Below are 19627 nucleotides of genomic sequence, written 5' to 3' on the forward strand. Positions count from 1 at the left end.
AATGGACAATGCCAATCCATAATTGGAATCTGACATTGTCGCAATTGGCCATCCACTTCGAAGGTAGGTTAGATGGTGTGCTAGATATTTAGCAACTTAGGCTGACACAGAATTCTGAACGCCCTCATTAATTATGTTAACTGACTTCTTATAGCAACTAATAAAACTATATTTTATTTTTAAAAATTAATAACATTTTTTAACTTTTTATCAAACGCTTCAGCTAGCCTTTCTGTTTCACTAAAAACTATATTCCAATATTTAATACGCGTGTCTGCATCAAGATCGGTAAAGTCGTTTCTGTCTGGGATTTTTCCGTACGGTAAACTTGTTACAAATTCTTTTGATGGAGTAATCATAACCACGTTATCGTAATTAAGAGGTGATACTTTGCGTTTTAAATTTTTATCGAACCACCCTGCTTTTGGCTCGCTATTAAAATGCGGATATAAAATTAAGCCTGGGTTATTAATTTTTAAATCAAAGTGGTAATCGATAATTCCGCCGTCGCGATATATTCCTTGCGGCGAGCCTGCAATATTTTTTATACCTTGCATAACAAGCGGTATTGAACCCGATGCAAGTAATGCATCTTTTAAATTATTTTGAGTAAGCGCTATGTTTTGCGTTTTAAAATTGTAGCTGTCGGTAATTGATAAGTCACTTGTTGCTGGGCCAAATATAAAACGCTCATATTGCGAGCCTAATAATTTTCGGTTAACGCGGTTTAACATATAACTTTTTGATAAACCCATTAACTGTATTAATTTATTTTCGCTAGCAATAAAGCCATTCGATTTTGCCACTATAAAGTGCGCTTTAAATATTGGGTTATTTATAATTTCGGTTACGCCGTTATCGCCAAAAACATCTTCAAGTAATGCGCGCGCTTTTATTGTGATTTCACTTGGTGTTGGTTTATTACTTGAGTACCTAGTTTGCGAATACGATTTTGCTAATCGCTCAATGGCAGCAACGGGATCGTTTTGTGCAAAACACGCAGAGCGAAAAGCGCCGGCAGATGAGCCAATTAAATTAAGTGGTTGGGTACGGTTTTTAAAAAATTCACCAAAAATATATTTATCTAAGCCAAATAATGTAAACCATTTAGGACCGCCACTTGCACCTAAAAAAGAGGTGAAAAGTTCAGGTTTAAAGCCCTGTTCGTTAATAATTTTAGCCGCTGTTTTCCCTGCGTGAATCTCGATCATTTAAAAAATTATGCCTTTAATTTTGGTTTTTTCAGTTATTTTTACAACACTGAAAGTGAATACTTATGCAAAATAAAAAGCGGTTTTATGTTGCCATAAAACCGCTTTTTATAGTTAAGTGTGCTTGAGTTAGTCCCAAATGCCGCCTTCGCATTTGCCCTGTACCTTTACATCTTTTACTTTAAATTCGGGCTCTAAACCTTTGTCTCTTTGTGCGTGGTAATCGCTCGTAACAGACAAAATAGTCGGCGTTAACAGTATAATAGCGATAACGTTAACCACTGTCATTAACCCTAAGGCAATATCGGCTAAATCCCAGACTTCTTTTAAAGTGGCCGACGCGCCCCACAACATCATTGATAAATAAAGCAAAGTGTAAATACCGCGCCCTACTTTGTTGTCGAGTTTAAATAAGTGCAAGTTGCTCTCTGCATAGGCGTAGTTTGCCACTACCGATGTAAAAGCAAATAAGGTAATAGCGGCTGCTACAAAGTAAACACCACCTTGTGCTAAGTGAGCAGTCATGGCGCTTTGTGTTAAACGAATGCCTTCCATTTCGCCGCTTATGTCTATATCGGCTAATAAAATGATCACCGCGGTACAGCTACACAGTACTATTGTATCGAAAAATACGCCTAGCATTTGTATGTAACCTTGCGTTACAGGGTGATTAGGAATTGGGCTGGCACTTGCTGAAGCATGCGGCACACTACCTGCACCGGCCTCATTAGAATATAAACCACGTTGTATACCGTTTTTAATGGCTGCGCCCATTGCACCAGCCCCAGCTTCTTGTAAACCAAACGCCGATAAAAATATATCTTTAAGCATGGCAGGTACTTGCGTGAAATTTATAATAGTAATAATTAGGGCTGCAAGTACAAACACAATGCCCATTATTGGCACAACACGCTCTGCAAATCGGGCAATTGCTTTAAAGCCACCGAGTATAATTGAGCCGGCTAGTACGGTAATAACCAGGCCTGAATAAAATGTAGGAACTTCAAACGCGTAATTAAGTGCGTCGGTAATTGTGTTAGTTTGCATTGCGCTAAACGTAAAGCCGTAACCTAAAAACAAACACGCGGCAAACACAATTGCGAATGCTCGACTACCCAAACCTTGTTGAATATAATACGCAGGGCCGCCTCTAAACTCGCCGCCACTATCTCGCACTTTATATACTTGCCCAAGTACGCTTTCAGCAAAGCCTGTAGCCATACCCAGTATGGCTATTACCCACATCCAAAATATTGCACCGCTGCCGCCAAGTGAAATTGCCACAGCCACACCGGCTAAATTACCAGTGCCTACTCGTGCGCAAAGCCCTGTACACAATGCTTGGAATGATGAAATGTCGTCTTTTTTACATTTGCTACTGCCTTTTAAAAGGCTAAACATATGTTTAAATTTAAGTATTTGAATTGCTTTTAGTCGTACTGAAAACCATATCCCTGTAAACAAGAGTATATAAATAAGTACCTGACCTTCTCCCCACAAAAGGTTGTTTACGCTTTTGACGACGGTATCGAACATTGCTAATTCCTTCTTATATTTTTATATTAGTATCCTGTTGCGGATATAACGCCTTTTGCTTACGACATCGACTTAAATTTTGTACTAATAAGGCAGCCATACTTTTTGCTGCCTTAAAACTATACATTATTTGTTTTGCAAATGAACTCCTGCAATCATGCATCTAACTGATCCACCAGCCGACTCAATGGTAGGAATCGGTAACGGTACAAGCTTAGCCGTTTTTTGTATGGCTGCTATTTGTGCTGTTGTGAGCGCATTAAATGCTGTTTGCGATAACGCTAAAATACGGCCATTGTCACCTTGTAACTCTATGGCGTTACCACAAAATTGATTAATTTGATCGAGTGATAAATCAATTACTTCGTGGTGGCTTTGTAAAAAATGAGTAACTAGCGCTTTACGCTCCTCACTTGGCACCATGTTTAAGCCAACCATTACAAACTCAGTTGCAACGCACATTAATACATTAGTGTGATATACCGCTGTACCTTTTTCATCATATGCATTAAATATAACGGGTTTTAATGCGAGCAAATTACAAACTGTATTAACAACCGATTGAGTTGTTCTTTTAGATTTTGCTGCATAAGCCAGTTTATATTGATGATCGAGAACCAGTGAGCCCGTACCTTCCAGGAATGAATCTTCTTTCGCTAAATGCGCATAATCAGTCACAACCGTCACTTTATAGTGATCCGTTAAAAAATCAATAATATCTTTTCGATATTCTAACCTTCTGTTTTCTACAAACATTGGGTAGATTATTAATTCCCCACTTTGATGAGTAGAAAACCAGTTATTTGGAAACACAGAGTCGGGAGTCTGTGTTTGCTCATCTTCAAAAAGGTGAACTTTTACCCCTTCATTTTTTAATAATTTTACTGCATTTGTGACTTCGTTATATGCTTGTTCACTTTGATTTGGTGCTAAGCATTCACTTTGAAATGCATTGTCGAGCATTGTTTGTGGGTTAGACGTAAAGTGATGCGGACGTACCATAACAACCGCACTCGGAGCTTGATTTACGTGGCTCATGCTACGTGCTCTTGTGCTGATGTTTGCTCTGTATTAAGTACCGAAAACAAGTTGCGCGGATCGGCTTGCTGTGTAATTAAATCGAGCAATGTAAATTCACCGCTTTTAATAAGTTGATCGCGTATAAATACAAGCGCTGTAAAGTCTTCGCTCGCAAAGCCTACACCATCAAAAATAGTTAACTCGTCTTGGCTAGTACGGCCAAGCGATTGCTTATTAACGACTTTATGAAACTCAGTTACAACAAAGCTTTCACTCATTTGTTGTATTTCGCCCTCTATTCGAGTTTGTGGCTCGTACTCTACAAATACATTAGCGCGCTCGAGTAATTTAGCATCTAACTCTGTTTTACCTGGGCAATCGCCACCTATTGCATTAATGTGCACACCTTGTGGGATCATGTCGTTTGTTAAAATTGTAGCATTGGTTTTATCGGCAGTGCAGGTTGTAATAACGTGCGCACCTTGCACAGCTTCCTGTGCGCTATTACAAATAGTTACGTTTAACCCGTAAGCACTTAAATTAGTAAATGCTTTTTTAGACGCGTTTGCATCTATATCGTATAAACGAATATGTGTTATGCCCAATACAGCTTTAAATGCCAGTGCCTGAAACTCAGACTGTGCCCCATTACCAATTAATGTAAGTGTTGTTGAGTTTTTTGGTGCTAAATACTTAGCCACCAGCGCCGATGTAGCCGCTGTACGTAGCGCTGTTAGTAGGCACATTTCGCTGATCATTACCGGATAACCACTATCTACATCGGCTAAAATACCAAATGCAGCGACTGTTTGAAGTTCTCGAAAGGTGTTTTTTGGGTGACCGTTTACATATTTACAGCTGAACATCTGGCCATCACTCACAGGCATTAGCTCTATTACACCCTCTGGTGAGTGTGCTGCATAGCGAGGTGATTTATCAAACTCTTTCCAACGGGCAAAGTCGGTTTCTAATTTATGTGTTAGCTCTAACAAAACGTTTTCGATACCTAAGCTATTTATAAGCTTAGCCATTGCCTGAACGCTAACAAACGGAACGCCTTGTTTTGGCTGTGCTATAAAATGACTCATGTTGAAACCTCTTAAATAAATGTATTAGTTAATTTAAAACAAGTTTAGCGAGGCCGCATGCTATTTAATATGGCAATTAGTTATACAAATTTTATTAATTTTTATCACTTTGCTATGCAGGTATATACAAATTGTGTATTTTAGTAGGCCATGCTCTAAAAGGTTTGATTTATGACTCCCTATATTTACGATTCCCTTGATAACGCTTTAATTGCTGAATTACGAAAAGACGGTCGCGCCTCTATCTCTGCTTTAGCAAGTTCTTTAAATGTGTCACGCGGGACAGTGCAAAATAGATTAGATCGATTAGTGAGCTCAGGCGCTATTTTAGGCTTTACCATAAGGGTGCATGAACACATAGAAACCGAAGCCGTTCGTGCAATTATGATGGTGGAAGTGATTGGTAAATCAACTTCTCAAGTTATTAAAACTATGCGTGGTATACCCGAACTTACAAAATTGCACACTACCAATGGTGCTTGGGATTTGGTAGCAGAGATACAGGCCGCGAATTTAAGTGAGTTTGATGGAGTACTTAGGCAAGTAAGAGAAATAGACGGTATTTTAAATAGTGAAACGAGCATATTACTCTCATCAACTTAGGTTTATTTTTAGGTTTAAAATGACACCCATTTATATTATTTAAGTGTTCACAATAATTTTAGCTAATTTAAAAATTTAGAATGACACCCATTTATAGTTTTAAAGAATTGAAGCGCCAGAATCTAGGGGTTAATAAACATACAAATTTAGGTGGGTGTCATTTAAATGAAGAATAGTACTGCAATTTTAAGTTGCAGTACTATTTGCAATCTAGGTACAAGAATTTGGTTTAATTGTAACTATATTCGCTTTGCGTATAGTTATGCGTGTTGCTGATCTCGAATTGGCTTTGCTGTGCTAAATAAGATCGACCTGCAGCCAAGCCTAATTTATGATCAAAGCGTAAATCGTTATTAGAGCTACCTAATAATTTGCTATGCAGTTTTTCGTTTGCAAAAATTTGGATTATTTCTACATCATCTGGTGGATTTGCAATAAACTCAAGCTCATCTAAATAAGCCTTCTCGTGCTGTATTAAGTAGTCTAATGTTTTTGGACAATAACCCGATGCTATAGCAAATGTTCTTAGCTTTTGTACCCATGCAGATTGCGCTTGAAAGTTAGCGTCAACCGTTCTTATTACCACAATTTTACGTGCACCTCGGTTGTAAGCTTCACGTACAGGCAATGGTGCTGCTAAGCCGCCATCGAGATAAAAATCAGCTTGTGTTTTCTCTTCGACCAAGTGAGCTTCGTTCGCTGCTTTTGCATCTAACCAAGGGGTCAATTTTACGCCTTGTTTGTACAAAAATGGCAGTGCGCTTGACGCCTTTAAAAGATCACGCCATTGATTATCTTCACCTGTTGGTGATAAATAATACGGCTTTCTGTCTCGTGCATTTGTTGCTGTAATAAGCAGTTCACGCTCACCTAAACTGGTTTTTGCCGTTTTAAAATCTATGGCTCTTTTTACTTCAGTCGTTTTGTCAAAGTACCAATCTAGGTCAACTATGTGCTTACCCATTAACCCACGACCAAGCTGAAAAAAACGCTTGTTACGCGAAAGCCCTCTAATTAGGCGTTTAGCATAGCCTTTTTGACGAGCTAAGTAGCTAGTTAGGTTTTGCGAACCTGCAGAAGTGCCAATAAATAAATCAAATGGGTCGTAGCTTTGCTCTAACCACGCATCCAGTACACCGGCTGTAAATATCCCTCGCTGTCCGCCACCTTCAGCAATCAGTGCAACTTTTGGCTGCGCTGTTTTGTTAACTGAATTAGCTGTTGCGGTGTTTAGAGAGTTCACGGTGTACCTGCCTTTAATTTTATGATGTCTGGTTTAATAGCTACATTATAAAAAACAAAAGTGATATCTTAAAATTGATTATTTAAATCAGTTCAATTGAAAAAACAGAACGGTATATAAAGCAAAATATGTACTAAAAATAGAAATCAAATTTACTTTTAATATTTAAATAACAAATACAGACATCACTTAAAGTTAATAAAATGAGTTAAAAAAGTTTAACTTTTGATGATGTCTGTATATTAACAAGCCCAGAGTGTACGCTTGCTTAACTAACTATATTTTAGTGTTTTATTTCCATTAAAATTTCGAGTGCACGGTGGCGTTTTTCACTATCGAATACATCATTGGTAAATATAAACTCATCAACTTCTAGCTGTTTAGCTATAATCTCTAACTTGTGTTTAATACTTACATGTCCGCCTACTACGCTTAGGCTTAAAAAGTTCTCTACATGGGCGCGCTCTTGTTCGCTCCATAACCCGTCCATGCTTTCAACAGGTGGTTTTAGCCACAGCTCATTACCGCGTATAAGTTCGAGTACACGTTGCTTAGAAGTAGTCGACAAGTATTGCGCTTCATCGTCGGTATCTGCAGCCACTAAAGGCAGTGCAAGCATTACGTATGGCTTATCAAGTACGCTTGATGCTTTAAATTCGCGCTTATACAACGCTATTGCATCGTGTACAAAGCGCGGTGCAAAATGCCCTGCAAATACGTACGGTAACCCTTTTTGCGCCGCTAGTTGCGCGCTAAATAAACTCGAGCCTAATAACCAAATCGGAACGTTTGTGTCCTCCCCCGGTATAGCACGTATAGGATGCGTACCATTGTAAGGACCTAACAATGTTTGCAGCTCAGTTACTTCACCTGGGAAGTTTTCTGCACGGCTCATATCGTTATTTAGTGCACGACTCGTTACGGGGTCGCTACCTGGGGCACGCCCTAGTCCTAAATCTATTCGCCCAGGATATAAGCTCTCTAATGTACCAAATTGTTCAGCAACAACTAATGGGGAGTGGTTTGGCAGCATAATACCGCCTGACCCAACGCGTATCTTTTTGGTATTACCTGCAATGTGACCAACCAAAATTGAAGTGGCCGCACAAATTATACCTGGCATATTATGATGCTCAGCAAGCCAAAAACGGTTAAAGCCAAGATCATCTGCACGTTGGGCGTATTTAGTACTTTTATGAAGAGTGTTAGTAACGCTGTCCCCTTTAATCATGGGGGCAAGTTCTAATAACGAAAAAGGAATGGAATTCAACAAAATAGTAGCTCCTAAAAATGCATGCTAACAATGTATTACATCATTAGCATAAAACACTTAAATGGGTCTGCTATTAGGTCAATTCAAGTTACGCAGTGGTATTAAAGCAAAATAGGTATATGTTATTTTGCTCTAAGGTATTCAAGCAAGCTGTGCATCACGTTGGCGCAGCTCTTTATAGCCTTCTGAATCCACGCCTTTTTTCCAATACCCTGAGGAAACAATACTACCGCGTGGTATATTAAATTGCTCTGTTAACAATGTCTTTGCTTTACGAACAAGCCCAGCTTCCAATGCCATAAATACAATGGGAGGCTCTGCTGTAATGTGCAAATTTTGAAGCGCGCTAAGTAGCGCTTCGTCAGCATTGTCGGTAACAAGCCAATTAACATCGCGGCTTGTTTCTAAATCAATAATGTCTTTTTCGGTGGGTACATGTACAAAGGCATCAATTTTTGAAAATAAAGGTAATTGCTGTATATACCCCTTTATTGCATTTACCGATGTTAAATCCCCTAGCAACACATAATGCGAATGCCCATAATTACCTAGCTTTTTAGGGCCTGGGCCTGCAATACCTACCTCATCACCTACTTTTGCAATTTTAGCCCAGTCAGTTGCCGGACCTTGGTGCATATTTATAACAAAATCAAGTGTTAACGCGCCTGTTTGTGCATCTACATGCCTTATTGTGTAAGATCGCATACACGCTGTTTTTAAGTTAAAATCTACTTCACCATTTTTTGGGATCAGTACTTTTACATAGTTACCAATGTGCTGTGAGGTTAAGTCGTTAAAATCATCAGAGCCTACAACAATGCGTTGTAGGTGTGGTGTGATTTGCTGCGTACTTAATATGTTAGCTTTGCGAATTTGTTTACCCATGCATTACCTCGTTTTACAAAACTTGGACTTTAATACCAACTTGCATAAATCTTTGATCAATTTAACGAATTAAATTGCACTATAACGTTGTTAAAAATTTTTTATTTAGAACAACTAGATACAAAAATTTTAGCCTAGTTCTAGCGTAATTTTCTTAACGTTAAATAGACCCCATATATAAGCAGATTGGTATAATAATTGGCTGCTATAAAAGCAGACATTGCACAACGCCCCGTTGGTTGATAAAATCAACTATAACAAATTAATTGACTTTGTCAACTATATTGAGAGTTTTATGAATACACCTTTATCAAATACGCTATTTGAATTGATGCAAAATTACCGCGTTACAATTCGTGAAGCAATTAACGCAGGCGAACTTGGTATTAATGCTATGCACGTACGCTGCATACATATTATTGCGAGCGTAAATAACTGTACGGCTAACGATATTGTTACTAAAACGCAGCGCGACAAAGCGCAAATAGCACGTTTAATTAAAGATCTTATTGGCTTAAATTTAATAAATAAACAGGCAAGTGAGCACGATAAGCGCTGCTTTATTTTGTCGCTCACAGAGCAAGGTAAAGTTCTTTTTGATAAGTTATTAGCCTCAGAGCAGAAAATAAATAATCAAATGTGTAAAAACTTAAACCCTCAGCAAATCAAAGACTTTTTAGATATCGCACAGCAAATGATCAAAAATATGGATTGATCGGTTATACATTTCTTGGCATAACTTACACAAAACGCATATACTGTACACTTATACAGTATATGCGTTTTAGGTTGTGTTATGTTTGTCATTCCCATTTATATAGAAGCAGGCGTGTGTGGTTTTGAATCGCCCGCAGCGCAGTACACCGAGCTAGGTGTAACCCTTGATGAGCTTTTAATAAAGCACCCAAATGCTACCTTCATTGGCCTAGCATCGGGTAACTCTATGCAAGAAGTCGGAATTTTTGAAGGGGACTTATTAGTTATCGACCGTGCAGAGCCTGCAGAAAATGGTGACGTTATTGTTGCTAACTTAAATGGTCTTTTTGTATGCAAACTGCTTGATAAAACCAATGCGCGGCTGCTTTCAGCGTCTTCTTTACATAAGCCTGTACAACTCACCTCTGCAGACGAGTTTCAGCTCGAAGGCGTAGTAACGCTATCAATAAGAATGCACAGGCAAAGCCCAGAGTTACTAAAATGTATGCCTTAGTTGATGCTGTGTCGTTTTATGCCAGTGCCGAAAAAGTATTTGACCCTGCTATTCGATCAAAACCCGTGGTTGTACTTACCAATAACGATGGCTGTGTATGCGCTATTTGCCCTATTGCTCGGCGCTTAAATATTCCTAAATTTGGCCCGTACTTTAAAGTTAAGCATTTACTTGAGCAAAACAACGTTGTTATTCGCTCTAGCAATTACGAGCTTTATGCTGATTTAAGCGACAAAATGATGAATATCATCGCTCGCTTTTGCGATACACAGCACATATACAGTATTGATGAATCGTTTTTGCACTTTGATGGCTACACATCATTAATTAAAGACTGGCATGAATACGGTCATACAATAAGGCGCACAGTATGGCGCGAAACAAAGCTTCCTGTAGGTGTAGGTTTTGGCCCGACCCCTACTTTAGCAAAAGCCGCTAACCATGCCGCTAAAAAGCTCAGTGGTTTTAATGGTGTTGCAGTAATAAATAGCGAACAAACTCGCCAAGCTATTTTACAAAGAATGAGCTGCGAAGATGTGTGGGGAATAGGCCGCCGGCTAGCTAAAAAACTTAAAATAATGAATATACACACCGCCTGGGATCTTGCTCAGCAAAACCCTAGAGCAATGCGCCGTGCATTTAGTGTGGTTGTTGAACGCACAGTAAGCGAGCTTAACGGGATAACATGTTTAAACTGGGATGATGTACGACAAGATAAGCGGGAGATTTATTCAACCCGTAGTTTTGGAGAGCGCATATGTGAGCCAACAGCACTTAAAACAGCGCTAATTAACCATGTAACCACAGTGGCTAATAAATTAAGAGCGCAACACTCGCTCACTCACCAGCTTTATATTTTTGCAGCCAGTGGCGTGCACGAAAATAGATATTATAAAAAGTCTTTTGTGTATAAGTTCCCCTCACCCACTAACGACACCTGCGTGATGGCTAATGCTGTATCTGAGGTATTTAATAAGATTTACCAACCCGGTATACGGTTTTATAAATGTGGTGTGGGTGCGGTAGAGCTAATATCAGAACAGTTTCAGCAAAATGACTTATTTAATAAAAGCCCTGATAATCCAAAGCTTATGCAATGCCTAGATACAATCAATAATCGATACGGAAAAGGGATGCTAAGCCTTGCAAGCAGTAAATTAAATGACCGATGGCACATGAACCGTGATTTTTTATCGCCGCAGTACACTACACGTTGGCGCGATATTCCTAAAATATACTGCGAATGATTTACTACTTAGTAGATGCTTTATTTGCTCTCGTCTGCTTTTTTAAATGTGCACTCTACACTAGGTTCGCTTAACGTGTATTTTAGTGTGTTATCAGCTAAAAATTTGATACTTTGACTGATTGTTTTTTCGTTTGCAGGGTTTTCACAACGGCTCATTCTTAAACCGTTTTCAAGGCCATCACTTTTGTATTTAAGCGTACTGGTTATAAAACAAAAGTTTGGTTTTTTAATAGTGCGAGTACCATTGTGGAGCGATCCAAATACAATTTGCTCTCCAAGTTTAAAACCTGCACTTAAATCACTTTCGTCTGTTAAACTCAAATCGCTATTAACGCATAACCCTGAATTGGTCGACACAACTTCGTATGCCCCCAATTTTGACTTTAAAAACGGTATAAATCGTGTTTTATTGCTCGGCTCAGAAAAAGCATTTGCACTTGTAAAAGCGACAGTTAATAAAGCGAGTGTTAAATATTTCATTTCGTGGGTATATCCTCGTGAGTCAGCGTGTTAAATAATAGCAAAATGCCTAATCACTTAGCTTTTATAACTTTTAACAACTATAACAGAGATTTACTATAAAAGGAGAGAAGTCGTATTACAGGAGCAAGCCCGTGAGTAGGACGCGGAAGCTTTGCTCGGTTTTTATTATTCTTACATGGATGTAAGCCATTAGAATAACGCAGGAGCAGTTGTCGAGCCCACTAGTTTACAAATCTCGCGCCGCGATTAAATCCTTCTTGGATTGAACAAATTCAACTACCAAAGGTAAACATGCCCTAGATACTCATTACAAACCATTTTGTTGTTAAGCACTTTATTTAATACGTACTTAAACAACAAAACGATTTATACCAATGCGCTTAATTGTAAGGGTAAATTGAACTCATTAGATTGTTTAACTCGTTATACGAATTGGTATTTATTTTATTGCCAGTACTTTGCAAATAATAAAGGGTAGCTTTGCTTTAAAAACTTAGGTTTGTCTTTAAAACGTTTACCTTTAGGTTCATCACTGCCAGATGGGATAAACGGTAATTCGTCTTCGCTGCGTTCTTCAAATAATAAACCGGCTATTAAATCATACTCATCAATGTACGGATAAGGCTGCTCGTTTAAGTAATAAACAGGTGTACACTGCGCTAACGAATCAGCATTTTCTAAAGCGTTTTCGAATACTGTTTTACCGCGCGAAATTAACCAACATCTAAACTCGCTAAAACCGTAATCGTCGTTACATCCAGCCATCACAAAAGCGGCACCAAACAAATCCCAGGTAAAACATTTACGCATATGTATGCCAAAGTGTTTATCAAAATCAATAAGGTGCTGATCGCTTAAATCATTAAGTTTAGTTTTTAGGTTATCGCTCACACTTTGCGGATCGAGCCCTAAATCCGGCGTTGTTACTAAATCCCAAAAAGCCTGCTCTGTTAACGTTGCCATTATAAAATCTCTTTTACTCGGCCAACTTGACCATCTTCTAAACGTACTTTAATACCGTGTGGGTGATTTGGTGATTTTGTTAAAAGGCGCTCAACAACACCTTCTGTTAATGTGCCGCTGCGTTGATCTTCTTTTAATACAATATTTACTGTGGTACCTGGTGAAATTTGCGAACGCGAAGGAACAGCCATAATTTAAACCCTAAAAATAATTTATCTAATTATAACGTCCATGTGATGTCATACCAACTAAACCGCTGTTAATTGGCTTAAAATGAGATGTGTGCTGGTTTTGCGTTCAACTTAATAGCTGCTAGCTGGCTAAGTATAATCTGCGTTAACTCATCAAGTTGCGGTTTTGCATCTTCACGGGCTACCTCATCAATAAAGTAACATTGTACTTTTAACGTGTTTACTTCGTTATTTAAATCAACTGTATGCGTTAGATAATCAAAACCAATTACCATTTCTTTAATTGCTTCGCATGCATTAGTAAGCGCTAAGCGAATTTGCTTATCGCGCTGTTTTTGAGTTTTAGTCATAAATATAAAGGTTACTTATTTAGTCTGGGCTTGTTGCTGTTTTTTAAACTCTTCGTAGTTAGAGTCTTGTTTATCTAGGCATTCGTAATATTCTTTGTCAGCTTTATAGTTACACTCATCAAGGCGCGCCGATTGTAATTCATGAAAACGTGCATCAGAGCTGCAGCCAGCCAAAACACATGATCCAATAATAAGTAATGCGCTGCTTTTTAGTTTATTGATAAACATTAAATTTCCTTACACTTTCTATATCGAAAAAGCGTTAAATTATTACGATACTATTGTATATTAGCGCCATAAAATCTTAATATCCAAAGGATCTATTACTATGATGTCGCAGTTACAAAAGTTGTTTCAGCGTATAGACAAAAGCAAGATATTTCAATCATTTGTTATAGCTGTAATTATTGTTTCTGCCCTTACAGTAGGTGCACACACTTACTCACTACATCCTACCGTAGAGCTTGCTCTAAATTGGATGGACGTTGGCATTACTGCATTCTTTTTAATTGAACTAATAATCCGCTTTGTTGCAAGTAAAGGCATTAAAGACTTCTTTTCTAAGGGATGGAATATATTTGACACTATCATAGTATTGGGCAGTTTATACCCTGCTGCTGGCTCTACAATGTTAATTGCTAGGCTGTTGCGCATATTTAGAGTGTTACGATTGGTTTCGATGATCCCAGAGCTGCGCTTATTGGTTAACTCATTGCTCAAAGCCATTCCGCAAATGGGTTATATAGCCCTGTTAATGTTTGTTATTTTTTATATATACGCTGCAATGGGTAGCATGATGTTTGCTGAAATCAACCCCGTACTTTGGCAAGACGTCTCAATATCAATGCTTACCTTGTTTAGAATAGCAACGTTTGAAGATTGGACCGACATAATGTACGAAACAATGGCGGTGTACGAATTAAGCTGGATTTATTACCTTACGTTTATATTTTTAACCGCATTTGTATTTTTAAATATGATGGTAGGTGCCATTTTAGAAGTTATGAGTGAGGAGCACCGCAAAGCGCGAGAAGAGCTCGCAGACGACAGCTCATTACCTGCAACGCAAGGGCAAGTAAACGAACTACAATCCCAAATTGCTGAGCTTAAAGAGCTATTGAGTAACCGCAAAAACTAATCTGATAAGAGTACTAAAGCACCCACTTAAAGTTTAAAAAGTGGGTGCAATTTAAAGATCTAATTGAAATAGAATTACCAAAGAGCTTTAATTTTCCTCGTTATCAGGTTTTTCATCCGTATCTTCAAAAGAAATAACGTTATCTACTTTCATTTTAAACGCATCAAAAAATGCGTTTTCTAATACCGAAATCACAGCTTGAAAAGTCGAAACATCCGTATTATCTAGTTGTCCCTCTATAGGAATACGTGCAGCAACAAGTTTTGACTCATCGTTTTCGAGTATAGAGCCCAGTAAATCAACACTGCCTTCAAATATGGCCGTAAATATGCCGTCGTCATCTTTTTCTATATCTTCGCGCCACGAGAACACACTCAAGTTTTGAACGCCCGCTTTTACATAACCATTTAAGTTATTATCTTTAGCTACAAGTTCCATAGCGCCATCAATGCCACCCGCTTCAATATCAAAAGGCGTGTATACCTTAAATACAGTATCGAGGTTTTTAACAGAGAAACGCTGTACCTCTGCGTTAAAATCAAAATTGGCTTGTTTGCTAAAGGGATCTAATTTGCCATCAAGCTTTAATCCGGCCTCCCCCATTAATGCACCTTCTACGCTTAGAGTAGTCACTAGTGTTTTTGATAGGTTCTGCGCGTTGGTTATATTTTCAATTCGAGCGTTAATATTTGATATAAAAGTGGGTTTTTCACCACTATTAGTTGAGTTAACTAAAGTTAATTTGCCTTGCTCAATTGTTAAGGTATCAATAGAGAACAGTACTAAATTATTGGCGAGCCCTACCCAGGTAGTTTCGTCTTTTACTTGTTTATTTTGCTCAGAAGCATTGGGGTCTTTATCGTAAATAACTATTTCAGGACGCGTAAAGGCCATGTTTGTTACTAAATTGCCCTTTAAAAGGGCTAACCACGCGAGTGAAAAATCAAGAGTTTGAATACTCAGTAAAGGCTTCGGAGCTGAAGTTGCATCAACAGCGTAAATTTCAACGTCGTCAATTGCATAGGCACCGCGATATAAAAACAAATCTACATCACCAACATGCCCCGTAACACCTTGCGTATGTTTTAGCTGATAATTTACGTAGTATTGAACTACATAAGGCGCAGCTATTCGCATTAATATAAGCAATACAATCAGCGCTATTACACCTTTAAAATATTTGGCGTGAAATGTTGTAAATGAAAAATGCATTCTAACTTCCTTTGCTAAAAACCAGGGCCTATTGACCTTTAAGGATTAAAATTTGTTCTATTTAGGGGCTGCGTATGTTTGGCATTAATGCTGCGTTATCGCCTATTTATGAAGAACAACCACACAACATAGACTCAACCTTGCCTAAAAACCAAACGTACAGCTGCACATTTAACCTCGAAAGATAAACAGGCTCTAATTAGTTAAACTTTTTAATTAAGTACATAAATAAACGTGTAAAAATTACTAATATTTGTAACTTAAGTACCTGTTAGGTATAAAATTACAGATAGAGCAAAGCCATATAAGCTTAAAACTTTAAACTACAATCACTACAGCAAAGGATATACCACTATTCAAATACACCGCTTAATGAAGTGATTCCCATGCTTATCTATCTATAGTTTTGCCAACTAATAACCTGCATTGATCCGAATAAACCGCTTTCATCTACTAAAGTAAAATTAACGCAAACAAGAATAAAAATACATGAACCCTGTTTTTTATATATTAGTTACCCTATTTTTAACCAGTGTTATTTGGTCTGTCATATTTTTAATGTCGTGGTTTACGTTAGGTAAAAAGCAATATGCCATGCTTTGGACAATCGCATTCGCACTCTCGGCATGCCAATGGGCAACAATATCAGCAGAACCATTATTTGACTCTCATACACTATATTTGATGTTAGGAAGCAGCTTCTCAGTAGGCTCTGTGCTACTTGGTACATGGGGGCATTGCATTAGGGTAAATTCGAGTATAAAAATTCGCTATTTAATCATCTCGGCAATAGTAACTCTTGCTGCTGTTTATTATTTTACAGTCATAAATGTGCATGTTGGCTTATTTATGTCGTTGTATGTGTATTACGATGTGATCTTACTGATACTAAGTGCGGTTATTATTTTCAGGCATAAGCAAAAATCACTCCCTGCTGAAATAGGCGCTAGTATCACTTATTCGCTATGTGGATTACTTTTATTTGTTGCAGCAAGCATAGCATTACTGCAAGGCAGCCAAGTGAATGAAGAATATATAGCGCTATATACATTAATTAATTTTATGACTGTCCCTGCTGCTCATGTCGGCATGGCCGTATTTATGATATTCATAATGGCGTCTGATTTAGCCGAAAAAATGAACCATCTTGCAATGACTGATGTACTTACGGGCTGCTTAAATAGGCGTGGGTTTTATAATAAAAGCCAAGAGCAACTAAAAGATAAACTTAATAATTATAAGTACGTAAGCTTAATTTATTGGGATATAGATAAATTTAAAAAAATAAACGATGAGTTTGGACATGCAGGAGGTGATGTGGTGTTAGTAGAAGCGGCGAAAATAATGCAAGACTGCATAAATCCAGATGATTTGTTTGGCCGAATTGGTGGCGAAGAATTTACCTTATTAATAGCACGTAACGACGAGCCTACAGCTAAAGCATTCCCCGAAAAACTAAGAAACGCACTCGCCAGTAGTCCGATTCATTTTAATGATAAAATAATTAATGTTACGGCAAGTTTTGGCGTAATAAATATTAAATGCAATAAAACCGCAATTGAAAGCGCAATTGAAAGCGCAATAAATGAGGCAGATAAAGCACTCTATCATGCTAAAAATGGAGGGCGTAATCAGGTAGTTCATATAAGCGAATTAAGTCAATAAAAGTTCATTATTACTAAGGCCTACCTATCTTTTTAGGTTGAATTTTCGGCAGCATCTTTAGGCAAATAGCATTAAAAAAACGAGGCGGACTGCTCCGTTTTAAGTTATTTTCATATGAATGTAAGCTAATAGAATAACACAAAAGAAGTTACCGCTCGCAGCGAGCCAGAAACGCACGGCACGCTTAAATCGAACCTAGATAAAACAAACTTTGTGCCTGAAAAGCCAGCGCTCTAACTAATAAGTTTAAGCGCATCGGCAAATCTAACTGGTTTACTGAATATAAAACCTTGATACTTATCAATTTGTAAGCTTTGTAATAACGTTAGCTGAGCGGGGTTTTCTACGCCCTCCGCTATTACTTGGCAACCAATCATATGCGACATGTTAGTTACCGCAGATACAATACTTTTGTCTTTTGAGCACTCACAAATATTATCAATATAAGATTTATCTATTTTAATGTAATCAACTGATAGCTCTTTTAAAACCGATATAGAAGAAAACCCAGTACCAAAATCATCAATAGAGATACGCACACCGGTATTTTTTATGGCCGTAATCACTTTTGACAAATACGGTAAATTTTTAATCATCACTGTTTCTGTTATTTCTAAATGCACATTGTATGGTTTAACAGCATATCTATTTAGAAGAGCAACTAAAAAATCTAAAAAATTATGGTTTTCTAGTTGCAACACCGACACATTAATCGACAATCCAATCTTACTATTCACAGCGTTTAACTTACTTAAACTCGCGATGGCTTGCTCTAGTACAAATTCACCTAATATATTAATTTTCCCATATCGCTCTGCAATATCTATAAATTCTGAAGGGGGAATAAATTCATCATTAAACTGCCAACGAAGTAGTACTTCAAACGTGGTTATTTCATTTGTACTTATATCAACAATAGGTTGATAACACAGATGAAAGTCACCTTTTTCTACGCACTCTTTAATTGAGCTGCGAAGTACTTCTTCTCTTTTAAGCGATTCATGCATTCGCTCGTCAAATACCGATATTTCATTACGGCTTTTCTTACCTTCATACATAGCAACATCAGCGTATTTAATCGCGTCTTCAAGATTAAAGTTTTCACGCGTAAAATACAGCCCAACCTTAAAAGAAGGGTTTACTTGATAGCTATCCATGCTTACTGTTTTCGTTAAAGTTTTAACTAATCTAAAAACACAGTCAAAAAGTTCGTCTTCGGTGTTACTACGAGAATAAAAAATAAACTCATCCCCTCCCCAACGACAAGCAATAAAATCGCCCTGAGTTTGTGTTTCAACTAATCGTTTACCTGTTTGGGCCAGAACAAAGTCACCAAAATCGTGACCGTATTTATCGTTGATGATTTTAAAGTCATCCATATCTAAAAATAAAACGGCTTTAATATCATCATTTTGATTGGCTAAATCAAGTTCAACATTAGAAACAAAGCTCCCCTGTTAAACAATTTAGTTAAATTATCTTTTTGCTCTAAAAGGATTATTTGTTCGGTACGAAGTTGCACTTCGTTTTCTAAGTTTTCAATAAATTGATCTAACTTAAGTTCATCATTAATTGATGACTTTACATCTTTAGCAGAACGTACAGCGGTAACAAAACACAAAATAAACCATAAAACGAGCCCTAAAATACCTAGTACATTCTCATCTTCAATAGGCTGTAAAAGTAATAAAATACTAAAAGGAACCAGTAAACAGGTTATATACGACAAGGAGGAACGAATATCAGAAGCTAAAACATTTACACCGCCACCAGCAAGGGAGCTAAAAACAACGAGTGATACAAACTTCTCCTGCATTGGCATATTTTCATAAAACAAAATGGGGAAAGCAGCCCAAGTTACGGCTGTTAATAATAAACCTATAAAATACAGATGATATTTAAAAGCATGGGTGTTGTTAACAAATACATGGCTGGCTATTCGAAGTAATGAAATAAATGATAACGTAAAAAGCCAGTAAATTTTTTCTTGCGAGGCGCTGTGGTTAATACTGCTAAAAATAAGAAAACAAGAAACAACCGTGTTTATAGCAATTGCAGAACTAAAATAGGAGCTAACAAATGCTAATCGCTTATTGGCAAAGTTATTTATATGAGAGGTCATTAATGTTACTTGAATAGGCTGTTGCACAATGTAAACAGTTTACTTAAGTTCAATAATAAACAACAGTGAACATTCATAAAAAAGTATTGTTTAAGCCTCTTAAGCGGTTTTATAAGCCATTAAACTAAAAAGGGCTGGCAAATTGCCAACCCCTTTTGTTAATACTAATTATATATTATACCAAT

Annotated in this window: 21 protein-coding genes; 6 read left to right on the forward strand and 15 right to left on the reverse strand. The window is 37.6% G+C overall.

Going from position 1 to position 19627, the window contains the following annotated elements:
- Positions 1 to 179: 179 nt before the first annotated feature.
- The 4 genes from H4J63_RS09775 to H4J63_RS09790 all read right to left on the reverse strand — a co-directional run bounded on the left by H4J63_RS09775 (position 180) and on the right by H4J63_RS09790 (position 4855).
- The gene (locus H4J63_RS09775; RefSeq protein WP_182196243.1) at positions 180 to 1211 is read right to left on the reverse strand and encodes a patatin-like phospholipase family protein; all 1032 of its coding nucleotides are present in this window, start codon (positions 1209 to 1211) and stop codon (positions 180 to 182) included.
- A 129-nt stretch (positions 1212 to 1340) separates the two neighbouring features.
- Positions 1341 to 2747 (reverse strand): sodium:alanine symporter family protein, encoded by a 1407-nt coding sequence (locus H4J63_RS09780; RefSeq protein WP_182196246.1) that lies wholly within the window; start codon positions 2745 to 2747, stop codon positions 1341 to 1343.
- Positions 2748 to 2873: 126 nt separating this feature from the next.
- Positions 2874 to 3785 (reverse strand): citrulline utilization hydrolase CtlX, encoded by a 912-nt coding sequence (ctlX, locus tag H4J63_RS09785; protein ID WP_182196248.1) that lies wholly within the window; start codon positions 3783 to 3785, stop codon positions 2874 to 2876.
- On the reverse strand, positions 3782 to 4855 hold the full coding sequence (locus H4J63_RS09790) for an ornithine cyclodeaminase (RefSeq protein ID WP_024597587.1): 1074 nt from the start codon (positions 4853 to 4855) through the stop codon (positions 3782 to 3784). Before H4J63_RS09790 ends, ctlX begins: the two co-directional genes overlap by 4 nt.
- A gap of 171 nt (positions 4856 to 5026) precedes the next feature.
- On the opposite strand from H4J63_RS09790, the gene H4J63_RS09795 reads away from it, so the two are divergent.
- Positions 5027 to 5458, forward strand: coding sequence for an Lrp/AsnC family transcriptional regulator (locus H4J63_RS09795; protein ID WP_004334897.1), 432 nt, complete (start codon positions 5027 to 5029; stop codon positions 5456 to 5458).
- Between the two features lie 229 nt (positions 5459 to 5687).
- Here the strand turns inward: H4J63_RS09795 and H4J63_RS09800 are convergent, their stop codons facing one another.
- The 3 genes from H4J63_RS09800 to H4J63_RS09810 all read right to left on the reverse strand — a co-directional run bounded on the left by H4J63_RS09800 (position 5688) and on the right by H4J63_RS09810 (position 8859).
- Positions 5688 to 6701: a patatin family protein gene (locus tag H4J63_RS09800; protein WP_004334895.1), complete on the reverse strand. Its 1014-nt coding sequence runs from the start codon at positions 6699 to 6701 to the stop codon at positions 5688 to 5690.
- Positions 6702 to 6984: 283 nt separating this feature from the next.
- Entirely contained in the window at positions 6985 to 7974 is a 990-nt protein-coding gene (locus tag H4J63_RS09805; protein WP_024605141.1) for an LLM class flavin-dependent oxidoreductase, read from the reverse strand.
- Between the two features lie 141 nt (positions 7975 to 8115).
- Entirely contained in the window at positions 8116 to 8859 is a 744-nt protein-coding gene (locus tag H4J63_RS09810; RefSeq protein WP_182196251.1) for a siderophore-interacting protein, read from the reverse strand.
- A 295-nt stretch (positions 8860 to 9154) separates the two neighbouring features.
- Here H4J63_RS09810 and H4J63_RS09815 point away from each other — a divergent pair, with 295 nt between their 5' ends.
- The 3 genes from H4J63_RS09815 to H4J63_RS09825 all read left to right on the forward strand — a co-directional run bounded on the left by H4J63_RS09815 (position 9155) and on the right by H4J63_RS09825 (position 11316).
- The gene (locus tag H4J63_RS09815; RefSeq protein WP_024605139.1) at positions 9155 to 9574 is read left to right on the forward strand and encodes a MarR family winged helix-turn-helix transcriptional regulator; all 420 of its coding nucleotides are present in this window, start codon (positions 9155 to 9157) and stop codon (positions 9572 to 9574) included.
- A gap of 81 nt (positions 9575 to 9655) precedes the next feature.
- Positions 9656 to 10069 (forward strand): S24 family peptidase, encoded by a 414-nt coding sequence (locus H4J63_RS09820; protein ID WP_004334808.1) that lies wholly within the window; start codon positions 9656 to 9658, stop codon positions 10067 to 10069.
- Entirely contained in the window at positions 10057 to 11316 is a 1260-nt protein-coding gene (locus tag H4J63_RS09825; protein WP_182196254.1) for a Y-family DNA polymerase, read from the forward strand. The genes H4J63_RS09820 and H4J63_RS09825 overlap by 13 nt, the downstream gene beginning before the upstream one ends.
- 20 nt (positions 11317 to 11336) lie before the next feature.
- Here the strand turns inward: H4J63_RS09825 and H4J63_RS09830 are convergent, their stop codons facing one another.
- The 5 genes from H4J63_RS09830 to H4J63_RS09850 form a co-directional block, all read right to left on the reverse strand.
- Entirely contained in the window at positions 11337 to 11798 is a 462-nt protein-coding gene (locus H4J63_RS09830) for a hypothetical protein (protein WP_010552920.1), read from the reverse strand.
- A 447-nt stretch (positions 11799 to 12245) separates the two neighbouring features.
- Entirely contained in the window at positions 12246 to 12764 is a 519-nt protein-coding gene (locus H4J63_RS09835; protein ID WP_004334799.1) for a DUF4240 domain-containing protein, read from the reverse strand.
- The gene (locus H4J63_RS09840) at positions 12764 to 12955 is read right to left on the reverse strand and encodes a YwbE family protein (RefSeq protein WP_004334795.1); all 192 of its coding nucleotides are present in this window, start codon (positions 12953 to 12955) and stop codon (positions 12764 to 12766) included. The genes H4J63_RS09835 and H4J63_RS09840 overlap by 1 nt, the downstream gene beginning before the upstream one ends.
- Before the next feature lie 77 nt (positions 12956 to 13032).
- Positions 13033 to 13305 (reverse strand): hypothetical protein, encoded by a 273-nt coding sequence (locus H4J63_RS09845; RefSeq protein WP_182196258.1) that lies wholly within the window; start codon positions 13303 to 13305, stop codon positions 13033 to 13035.
- Positions 13306 to 13320: 15 nt separating this feature from the next.
- The gene (locus H4J63_RS09850) at positions 13321 to 13533 is read right to left on the reverse strand and encodes a hypothetical protein (RefSeq protein ID WP_004334789.1); all 213 of its coding nucleotides are present in this window, start codon (positions 13531 to 13533) and stop codon (positions 13321 to 13323) included.
- A gap of 100 nt (positions 13534 to 13633) precedes the next feature.
- Between H4J63_RS09850 and H4J63_RS09855 the strand changes: the two genes are divergently transcribed.
- Positions 13634 to 14443 (forward strand): ion transporter, encoded by an 810-nt coding sequence (locus tag H4J63_RS09855; RefSeq protein WP_182196261.1) that lies wholly within the window; start codon positions 13634 to 13636, stop codon positions 14441 to 14443.
- 87 nt (positions 14444 to 14530) lie between these two features.
- Here the strand turns inward: H4J63_RS09855 and H4J63_RS09860 are convergent, their stop codons facing one another.
- On the reverse strand, positions 14531 to 15655 hold the full coding sequence (locus H4J63_RS09860) for a DUF748 domain-containing protein (RefSeq protein WP_182196263.1): 1125 nt from the start codon (positions 15653 to 15655) through the stop codon (positions 14531 to 14533).
- Positions 15656 to 16144: 489 nt separating this feature from the next.
- Here H4J63_RS09860 and H4J63_RS09865 point away from each other — a divergent pair, with 489 nt between their 5' ends.
- The gene (locus H4J63_RS09865; RefSeq protein WP_182196266.1) at positions 16145 to 17320 is read left to right on the forward strand and encodes a GGDEF domain-containing protein; all 1176 of its coding nucleotides are present in this window, start codon (positions 16145 to 16147) and stop codon (positions 17318 to 17320) included.
- Between the two features lie 233 nt (positions 17321 to 17553).
- On the opposite strand, the gene H4J63_RS20305 is transcribed toward H4J63_RS09865, so the two are convergent.
- Positions 17554 to 18699, reverse strand: a complete 1146-nt coding sequence (locus H4J63_RS20305) for a bifunctional diguanylate cyclase/phosphodiesterase (RefSeq protein ID WP_241763416.1) — start codon at positions 18697 to 18699, stop codon at positions 17554 to 17556.
- Between the two features lie 41 nt (positions 18700 to 18740).
- On the reverse strand, positions 18741 to 19442 hold the full coding sequence (locus H4J63_RS20310) for a hypothetical protein (protein ID WP_241763415.1): 702 nt from the start codon (positions 19440 to 19442) through the stop codon (positions 18741 to 18743).
- Between the last annotated feature and the right edge of the window lie 185 nt (positions 19443 to 19627).

It is taken from the genome of Pseudoalteromonas sp. 5Ae-yellow (genome assembly GCF_014077565.1).
Classification (GTDB): Bacteria; Pseudomonadota; Gammaproteobacteria; order Enterobacterales; family Alteromonadaceae; genus Pseudoalteromonas.